The sequence below is a fragment of the Arthrobacter sp. ZGTC412 genome (genome assembly GCF_002929215.1).
Taxonomy (GTDB): Bacteria; Actinomycetota; Actinomycetes; order Actinomycetales; family Micrococcaceae; genus Arthrobacter.
The window spans coordinates 1-6,677 of record NZ_PJII01000036.1 but is presented as its reverse complement, the minus strand read 5'-3'; the positions used below and the strand labels follow the sequence as shown (position 1 = coordinate 6,677).

Annotated in this window: 8 protein-coding genes; 3 read left to right on the top strand and 5 right to left on the bottom strand. The window is 62.1% G+C overall.

The window, feature by feature from the left end:
• Window positions 1–153: 153 nt before the first annotated feature.
• From CXQ88_RS21125 to CXQ88_RS21100, 5 genes are all read right to left on the bottom strand, one after another.
• Window positions 154–489 (bottom strand): hypothetical protein, encoded by a 336-nt coding sequence (locus tag CXQ88_RS21125; protein ID WP_146069264.1) that lies wholly within the window; start codon window positions 487–489, stop codon window positions 154–156.
• Window positions 490–1,272: 783 nt separating this feature from the next.
• Window positions 1,273–2,091, bottom strand: coding sequence for an alpha/beta fold hydrolase (locus CXQ88_RS21115; RefSeq protein ID WP_104046117.1), 819 nt, complete (start codon window positions 2,089–2,091; stop codon window positions 1,273–1,275).
• A 53-nt stretch (window positions 2,092–2,144) separates the two neighbouring features.
• Window positions 2,145–3,224 carry a diacylglycerol/lipid kinase family protein gene (locus CXQ88_RS21110; protein WP_306737281.1) on the bottom strand — a complete coding sequence of 360 codons (1,080 nt, stop codon included), beginning with the start codon at window positions 3,222–3,224 and terminating at the stop codon, window positions 2,145–2,147.
• Window positions 3,225–3,476: 252 nt separating this feature from the next.
• A complete protein-coding gene (locus CXQ88_RS21105; protein ID WP_104046116.1) occupies window positions 3,477–3,728 on the bottom strand; it encodes a hypothetical protein in 252 nt (83 codons plus the stop codon).
• A gap of 213 nt (window positions 3,729–3,941) precedes the next feature.
• A complete protein-coding gene (locus CXQ88_RS21100) occupies window positions 3,942–4,217 on the bottom strand; it encodes a hypothetical protein (protein WP_104046115.1) in 276 nt (91 codons plus the stop codon).
• 543 nt (window positions 4,218–4,760) lie between these two features.
• On the opposite strand from CXQ88_RS21100, the gene CXQ88_RS21095 reads away from it, so the two are divergent.
• From CXQ88_RS21095 to CXQ88_RS21085, 3 genes are read left to right on the top strand one after another with little or no spacing between them, the layout of a single operon-like run.
• Window positions 4,761–5,534 carry a hypothetical protein gene (locus CXQ88_RS21095; RefSeq protein ID WP_306737279.1) on the top strand — a complete coding sequence of 258 codons (774 nt, stop codon included), beginning with the start codon at window positions 4,761–4,763 and terminating at the stop codon, window positions 5,532–5,534.
• Window positions 5,531–5,962: a phage holin family protein gene (locus CXQ88_RS21090; RefSeq protein WP_104046114.1), complete on the top strand. Its 432-nt coding sequence runs from the start codon at window positions 5,531–5,533 to the stop codon at window positions 5,960–5,962. Before CXQ88_RS21095 ends, CXQ88_RS21090 begins: the two co-directional genes overlap by 4 nt.
• Window positions 5,959–6,654 (top strand): DUF3618 domain-containing protein, encoded by a 696-nt coding sequence (locus CXQ88_RS21085; protein WP_104046113.1) that lies wholly within the window; start codon window positions 5,959–5,961, stop codon window positions 6,652–6,654. Before CXQ88_RS21090 ends, CXQ88_RS21085 begins: the two co-directional genes overlap by 4 nt.
• The last annotated feature ends 23 nt before the right edge of the window (window positions 6,655–6,677 follow it).

Sequence of the window (6,677 nt, the reverse complement as noted above, 5' to 3'; positions counted from 1 at the left end):
ACTGCGGGAGATCGACTTTTGACGCAGGTTCATGGGACTCAAATGCCATGGGAAAGACAACTCCTCGTTCCAAAAAAGATGTATGAAGCGCCGGGGTTAGCGAACCGTGCCAGTGTTCGCTGAGCCGTGCATGTTTGCATGGCGGCGTGTGATTTATTCGGGCAGTTCCATCTGGAAGCCGCACCGACAATGCAAGACCCGCGTCGTCATATATACGTCGAAGGTTTCCTCTTGGTCTTTGTCGGTGGATACGGGGGCGCTCAGCCGCCGGAGTTCAGAGCCTGTCTTCTCCATGGGCTGGCCGCAGTGGATATAGTGGCCGCCGAAGGCGAGCACGTTGGTAAGGCTTACGTCCCGGTTCAGGACGGAAGCAACAGCTGCGACGTCCGCCCGGTGAAGGTAGTGCCTGCCGCACGCGCTACAGGAATAGCCGACCTTTACCAGATCCTCTGACGGCGGGTTCAGGGTCTCAATAGAGTGCAGCGCCAAGTTCCGGTCGGTGCCGCATTGGCCGCACAAGAGCGGGAGATCTTCGTCCGGCTCTCCGAACGCAGGATTGCCTGGGCCCTGGGGATGAGTCGACATCGTCACCCGGCCGCCGGGTAGCTGGACGCGATGCAGCGAGCGGGCCAGACGCTAGCCACCCTGAACCGTCCGCCGTGGACCATCGGCCCGGCCCGGCCCATCGCTGCACAGAAGCAGACGCCCTGTTCCGCCCCCATGCCGTGCAACACGCAGGGGCCGACGTGCACGCCGGAGAGACAACCCAAGGATGCGGGGCAGCCCCTGTCAGAATCCTGGATCGTGGCTTCAGCAAGCTGTGTGAAATGCGAGATAGCCATGACGGCTCACTTTCACTGTTGTGCATCCAACCGCCGTCTTGCTACAGCGGGGTTTCCTGACGGCCCTGCACACGGCCGAGAAGGGGGGGCATCACGCGGATGTGACGTTTGCCACTACGAAATCTACGCATAACCTGTCCCACTGTCCAGCCGAATCCAGGCTCAAGCTTCATGCATCACAAGGAACTTGAGACTTAATGTGGACTGGCCGGCTGTGCTGCCGCCTAGCACCGCCAGGGCGACTACTTGAAGGGAAAGGGGGGGCATCAACGTAGGGGTGCTTGAACTCTCGGTCCTGTACCCGCTTTGTTCAGGTTCAACCGACCCCGAACGACGACCCGCACTGCGTGTCCGGTGTTCCCGCAGCACAGCACGACGTAACCGCCGATCCTTCGTGATGCCAGCCGAGCGAACCGCCCCTGAGCAACGGCTAGTTGCTGGCGAGCCCAAGAATGCTGGCAGCGGTGCCTGCTGCCCCGCCGTGTTGGACGATGTGAGGTTTTCCTGGTATCTCCAGGAAGCGCCCGTTTGGTGCGGTTGCGGCCAGTTTTTCGCACCAGTTCCGAGGCGCTACAGGATCGCGTGAACCGCGGATGATCAGAACGGGCTGGTGTACCAGTGCCAGGCGCGTTTCGAGGGCGTAGGTCATCATGACGGGGAGTTCGGTGAGGTACCAGCGCAGCCCGGAACGGACGTAGTCGGCAAACATGATGGCATTTCCCATCGGGCTTTCCTTCAGCCCATCGAGTCCCAATGTCAGGGTTTGCTGACGCACGGTGCGGCGTTCGGGGTCCACCACCGGGCCAAGGAGCACGACGTGGGAGACCAGGTCCGGTCGTTGGACTGCGAGTTCGGTGGCGAACTGTGTCCCCATCGAGTGCCCGATCAGCACGACCCGGGAGGCGCCCATTTTTTCCAGTGTTGCGGCAGTGTGGTGCGCGTAGTCGGCGACGGAAAGCTGCCGGTCCGGAGTGGGTGTTCCTCCGAAACCGGGAAGATCGATTGCGTGGGTGTCCCCGTGCCTGGCCAGGAGCGCTTGAAGTCTCCGGTAGTAGCGGTGGGACATGCCGATGCCGTGCAGCAGCACAAAGACTGGGCCCGACGAGCCTGGTGGGCCGGCCAGGGTGTGCACGTGTGAGGTCAGGGATGCGGTGGTGACGATCCTGGGCGTGGGTCGCGGGCTTCTGCCGGGCAGGATCCTGCGGGGCGTTAATTCAGTGTTGGGCAGTTGGTCGGTCGCGGCGTGCACCGGGTTTCCTTTTCAATGTGGATCGTTTTATTGGCGATGGTTTGGGCGGTTATTTAGCCTAATATGGCGAGGGCGGCCGGGGCGGATTCGATGGTGACCCTGGTGTGCGCCTCAACGGATTTCACTTCTCCGTCGATTTGGTACGGGATGGGGTTGAGGGTGGTGAACGCGTAGCTGCTGACGCTGGGCTGGTCTCCGAGCCCTTGGGTGGCAGCCCGCAGTGCCGTGAGCAGTACACGCAGCTTTGACCTGTGGGGGAATGTCACGACTTCGAACTTTCCGTCCGATAGCTTGTCGTCGGCTTCGCTGAGGGTGGCGTATTTGGCCATCTGGGCGATGTTGGCGAAGACGAGACTGTCGAACTTCCGGCGCTTGCCCTCGTTGGACCGGATTTCGAATGGCTTGAATTTCGAGAAGGTCCGCATCACCGAAAACATCTCCTTTAAGGCGCCTTTGCTGCCCTTTTCCAGATCGATAGCCATGACCGGGGTCAGGCCGAAGCCGATGTAGGAGTGGGCGTACTCATCGGGTGCATCAGCTCCTTGGCCTTTCGTGATGCGCAGAAGGTCGATGTGCCGGACGGTGCCGTCGGCGATGGCGTGCTCGAGCGGCCCGGTGCTGGTGGTGCGCCGGTGGTCGTTGGCATTGCCGGCGGCCATGACGGCGCATACCGCGTACGGGTTGCCGCTGTGAATGACACCGTTGACGACTTCGTTGTAGCCGCCGTCCCCGCTGACCGAGACAACCAGCACATCCCGGGCGCTGCGGGCAGCTTCCCGGGCGAGTTCTACGGCGTGGCCGGCGTGAGTTGTGGGCTGGAGCCGGATGTCCGCGGGGTAGGGGAGGAGTTCTGCGAGCCTGGATTGGAGTTGCTCGGCGAGTTTAGGTGCGTCCCCGGTGCTGTTGGGGTTAAAGATAATAACGATTGATTCGAAAGTCCGTGCAGGGGCAGTTTTCAGGGCGGGATCGCCGTTGTTTCCTGTCCTGACGAAGCTTTCGGCGTCCATCTGGTGGGCCGGGGCCTCCGCGAGGCCGGCCGGTGTGAGGTCGAAGTCCCCGAGAGCCGTGGGGGTTTCTAACCCGTGCGCTGGAGCGGCGGCTTCGGGGGCGATGGCGTGACTGTTGTTCGTCATGTTCGGGTATTCCTTATAGTCCTGCCGTATGGGCATGGGCTGGTGGTGAAGTTGGTGCCGCTGTTCGGTCTGAAACCTGTGGCGGCAGCGCAAGACCCTATTGGAGAGGCATGCTTGTCTGCCCGCCGTCCCGTGACGGGCGGAGATTCAACCTTTAGGTGCAGGTCGGTGTCGCAATGTGCGTACCAGGGGCGTGGTCCGCGTGACTGGTGCACGTCCCGGGGGAGGCAACTGTTCAAGGTTATGGAGGGGTCAGACCATGGCCGGGTAGCTGGAGAGGATGTAGTCCGCCGCCGCCGGTCCCTTCATGCGCAGGCGCTGCCCGGGAATGCCGCGCCGGTTCATGGCGGTCCAGAAGACGTGCTCTGCTTGGGGCGTTCTGTGGGACCCGTAGCACCAGCTGGTATAGAGGCCGTAAAAGGAGTCCCCGTCAAGGGTCCGGTCGGACTCCGGGTCCGGGTAGGTGGCTTCCTGGAGGAACTGGTCGAACTGTGAATGCGCCACGATGGCTCTTTTCAACAAGGTGCGATTGTCCGCCGTTCGGCTACAGCGGCCTCAAACTCATTACCGTGCACAGGGCAGTGAGCGGAACTGCCGGGACCTTCAAGGTGCCTCGGCAGGGTCAAACAAAGGTGAAGCGGGGCGACTCTGGCGCGGCACCCGTCAAGGGTGCCGCGCCAGACTCAGTTACCGGCGCCAGAGCCGGAGAAGCGCGTGTTAGGCGTGGTTGTTGTGGGTGCGGTTGCCGGCCTTCGCCAGTTCGCGGGCAACCATCAAGCCGACCGTGAGGAAGGTGATGTACTGCATCGCATCGTTGGCGTTGAACACGTCAACACCATTTTCGTTGGCGTCGTCCCCGACAACAGCAGCGGTAATGATCGTGGCCAGAACAGCGGCAACGTAGACGGCGAACTCAAGGGTCCGGGTGGAGATCTTGATGTCGTTGGCGTTGCGGACAGTGCTGGAGTGCTCGTTTTGGGTGTGGGTAGTCATGTGGTTCTCCTCAGTAAGGGGTGTGAGCGGCCATGGCGGCCATGCAACGCTGATCCCTCTACTTGAAACCATGTCAACAACTTATCTACACCGTAGACTTTACCTGTAGACTGCTTAATAAGCAAGCTTACGTATCTCCCCTGTGGGTGGGTCTTACGCAAGCCAGCGGGACGGACATCCTTCATGGCTTCCCCTGAAGGTAAGTTGCCGCTGTGGTGCGCGATCTTGTGGTGAGGATTTAGCTCCAACGCCAGCACATTCCTTTGAATCTCTTGTGCCTGGCGCTGTTCCTGCTGCGTGCGGCCGATCGGTTTAGCCCGCACCGGCGTTCCTTTCGGTTCGCGCCTGAGGCGCTTTTTTCATCCACCCCCTGTGCGAGGCGCTGGTGCGCCTTCGGGGGGAGGTGGGATCGAGGCAGCCATCTTGCAAAAAGCCATCACTTCAATCAATTAGGAAGTGTACTTACTATTTATTAGTAAACATGCTTACTATTGCGGGGAGTGCTGGTTCGTCTACAGCAGCTGACCATGAAGGAAAGAGAGCATGATGACGGAAAATCAGTGGACCAACGTTTCCGGATCCTCCTCACAGGACCCGGACATCACCACCGTCGGGACAACTCCGTCCTCGACGCCAGCTTCCGGCGGCGGGTCCGTCTCGAAGAAGGGCGCGGTGAAGGAAGAAGCTTCAAACGTGGCAGGACATGCAGCCTCTGCAGCGCAGGGTGTGGCCCAGACCGCGAAGAAAGAAGTCGCCAACGTCGCCTCCGAGGCCAAGTCGAGCGCCAAGGATTTGCTGTCCCAGGCCAAGTCAGGGTTTTCCAGCCAGGCGGGCACGCAGCAGCAGAAAGCTGCTGAGGGTATCCGGACCATCTCCAGTCAGCTGCAGACCATGGCTGATGCCCCGGAGCAGAAGGGTATCGCCAGTGACTTGATCCGGCAGGCCGCTGACCGGACCTCCTCGGTAGCTTCCTGGGTTGAGGGCAAGGACCCGGCAGCACTTCTGGGTGACGTGCAGGCCTTTGCCCGTCGCAAGCCGGGCACATTCCTGTTGCTGGCAGCAGGGGCGGGCATGCTTGCCGGCCGCCTCACCCGCGGCCTCACCGCAGGCATCCCCGGAACTCAGGGCGCGGGCCAGCCTGCGCAGCGGCAGGATACTGTGTTCGCCGCCGGCAGCCCTGCCGGTTTTTATGATGAGCCCGTCATAGGCGGCGGCGCTCCCGTTTCCACTTCAACACTGCCCTCGGGCACGGCCGAGGACACGCCCCTGCGGCTGGAGGATGACCTTTACCAGTCGAAGGAAGGACGCCACCTGTGAGCAGCCAGATTCCGGAGCCGCCGCCGAGCGAAGCGCATATAAAGGCGGACAACACCTCCTTGGGTGACCTGCTGGGGGATGTGACCCGTGACCTGTCCACGCTGATGCGCCAGGAAGTGGAGCTCGCGAAGGCAGAGGCCAAGCAGTCCGCCACGAAGGCAGGCAAGGGCGGCGGCATGCTCGCCGGAGCCGGCGTGGCAGGACACTTCGTTCTGTTGTTCTTGTCCCTGGCACTCATGTTCGCCCTCGGCGCCCTAATGCCGCTGGGCTGGGCCGCCGTGATCGTCGCCGTGATCTGGGGCATCATCGCCGCAATCCTGGCCTCGAAGGGGCGCAAGGAACTCCAGCAAATCAAGGGCATGCCCCAAACCGGCGAAACACTTTCCGAAATTCCCGAAACCCTAAAACCAGGTGAGGTAAACCCATGAGCGAAAACCCGGATGCAATCCGTGCAGAAATAGAAGAAACCCGCGAACGCCTGGGCACCAACGTGGATGCCCTCGCCGACAAGGTCACCCCGGCCAACGTCGTCCAGCGCCAGACCGACAAGGTCAAGGGCAGCGTCAAGGACGCCGTCGCCGGAGTCAAGGACAAAGTCATGGGAGTAGCGGATTCCGCCACGTCCGCTGTCGGAGACACAGTGTCCACTGTCCAGGACAAGGTCTCCTCGGGCACCGGCCATGCCGGTGGCGCCCTGCACAGCACCGGCAATTCCCTCCATGGTGCCGGGCAAAGCGTCACAGCCAAACTCTCCGACGCCGGCGACGCGATCTCGGCCGCCCCCGGTCAGGTAAAAGCCAAAGCCCAGGGAAACCCGATGGCCGCGGGCCTCATCGCCTTCGGCGCCGGCATGCTGCTCTCCTCCCTGATCCCGGCCAGCACCAAGGAACGCCAGGCAGCGCAGCAGCTCAAAGCCGCGGCCGAGCCCCTGGCCACCCACGTCACCGGCGCGGCCAAGGACATGGTCCAGGATCTGAAGGAACCAGCCCAGGAAGCCATGGACAGCGTTAAGGCCACCGCCGCTGACGCCGTCCAGAACGTCAAGGCCGAAGGCCAGGACGCTGTTACGGACGTCAAAGACCGCGCTGTAGACGCCAAGGACACCGTCAAGAGCACGTGAGCGGCCAGGACAGGGTCCCACAG